The organism is Streptomyces alkaliphilus (assembly GCF_014141535.1).
Lineage (GTDB): Bacteria > Actinomycetota > Actinomycetes > Streptomycetales > Streptomycetaceae > Streptomyces > Streptomyces alkaliphilus.
The window spans coordinates 1-1,444 of record NZ_VKHT01001151.1 but is presented as its reverse complement, the minus strand read 5'-3'; the positions used below and the strand labels follow the sequence as shown (position 1 = coordinate 1,444).

General features: G+C 77.1%; 1 protein-coding gene. It reads right to left on the bottom strand.

Annotation, left to right across the window (positions count from 1 at the left end):
- A partial coding sequence (locus FNQ90_RS23045; RefSeq protein ID WP_182608113.1) for an amidase occupies nt 1-1,412 on the bottom strand: 1,412 nt, incomplete at its 3' end.
- Nucleotides 1,413-1,444: the final 32 nt, after the last annotated feature.

The window sequence follows — 1,444 nt, the reverse complement described above, 5'->3', positions numbered from 1 at the left end:
CCGGCGAGTTCCATCGCGTGCGCCGTCCGCAGCACCAGCGCGTCCTCGTGCCGGGCCGCCACCAACTGCACCCCGATCGGCAGCCCCTCGTCGTCGGCGCCGAACGGCAGGCTCGCGGCGGGCTGCTGGGTCATGTTGAACGGGTAGGTGAACGGCGTCCACTCCGTCCACCGCCGCAGCCCCGACCCCTCGGGCACCTCCCGGCCCAGGCCGAAGGCGGTGATCGGCAGCGTCGGGCACAACAGCACGTCGTACCGCTCGTGGAAGCGCCCCATCTCCCGCCCCAGCGCCATCCGCACGTCCACCGCCGCCAGGTAGTCCAGCGCCGAGTACCGGGCGCCCTCCGCGCAGACCTCGCGCAGCCCCGGGTCCATCCGCTCCCGGGCGGCGCCCCGGATCGACTCGGTGGCCCGGGCGGCCCCGCTGAACCACAGCGTCTCGAAGGCCGCGAGCACCTCCTCCACCGGCCCCACCGGCGGATCGGCCTCCTCCACGTCGGCGCCCAACTCCGCCAACAGGTCGGCCGCGCCGCGCACGGCGGCGGCGACCGCCGGGGCGACCGGCGGTCCGTCACCGGAGCCGGCCAGGGCGGGGGAGACCGCGACCCGCAGCCCGGCCAGCGGACGGGAGACGGTGGTGTCGGCCGGCGGGGCGAGCGCCGCCCGGTAGCCGGCGGGCGGCGGGCCCAGGTGCGACCAGTCCCGGGTGTCCGGCCGGCCGATGACGTCCAACAGCGCGGCCGAGTCGGCGACGGTACGGGTCATCGGACCGACGTGCGCGAGCGTGCCGAAGGCGCTCGCCGGGTACAGCGGGACCCGGCCGTAGGTCGGCTTGAGGGCGAAGATCCCGCAGAACGCGGCCGGGATGCGCACCGAGCCGCCGCCGTCGGTGCCCAGCGCCAGCGGCCCGGCACCGAACGCCACCGCGGCGGCGGCCCCGCCGCTGGAACCGCCGGCGGTGCGGTCGGGGGCGTACGGGTTGCCGGTCGCGCCGTGCGGCGGGCAGTCGGTCACGCCCTTCCACCCGAACTCCGGGGTGGTGGTCTTGCCGAACAGCACGCACCCGGCCTCGCGCAACCGCGCCACCGAGGGGGCGTCCTCGGCGAACGGCCCGGTGGGTTCGACGGCGGCCGACCCCCGCAGCGTGGGCCGGCCGCGCTGAAGCAGGATGTCCTTGACGCTCGCCGGTACACCGTCCAGAGGGCCGAGCGGGGACCCCGCCGCCCAGCGCGCGGCCGACTCCTCGGCGGCCACCAGGGCCCCGTCGGCGTCCAGGAGGACGAAGGCGTTCACGACCGCGTCGATCGCGGCGGCGCGTTCCAGGACGGCCAGGGTGACGTCCACGGGGGTGAAGTCCCCGGCGGCGTAACCGGCGGTCAGCCCGGCGGTGTCGAGGGAGGTCGGGTCGGTCACGCGGGGTCTCCGTTCGGTGGACGGGAGGGGCG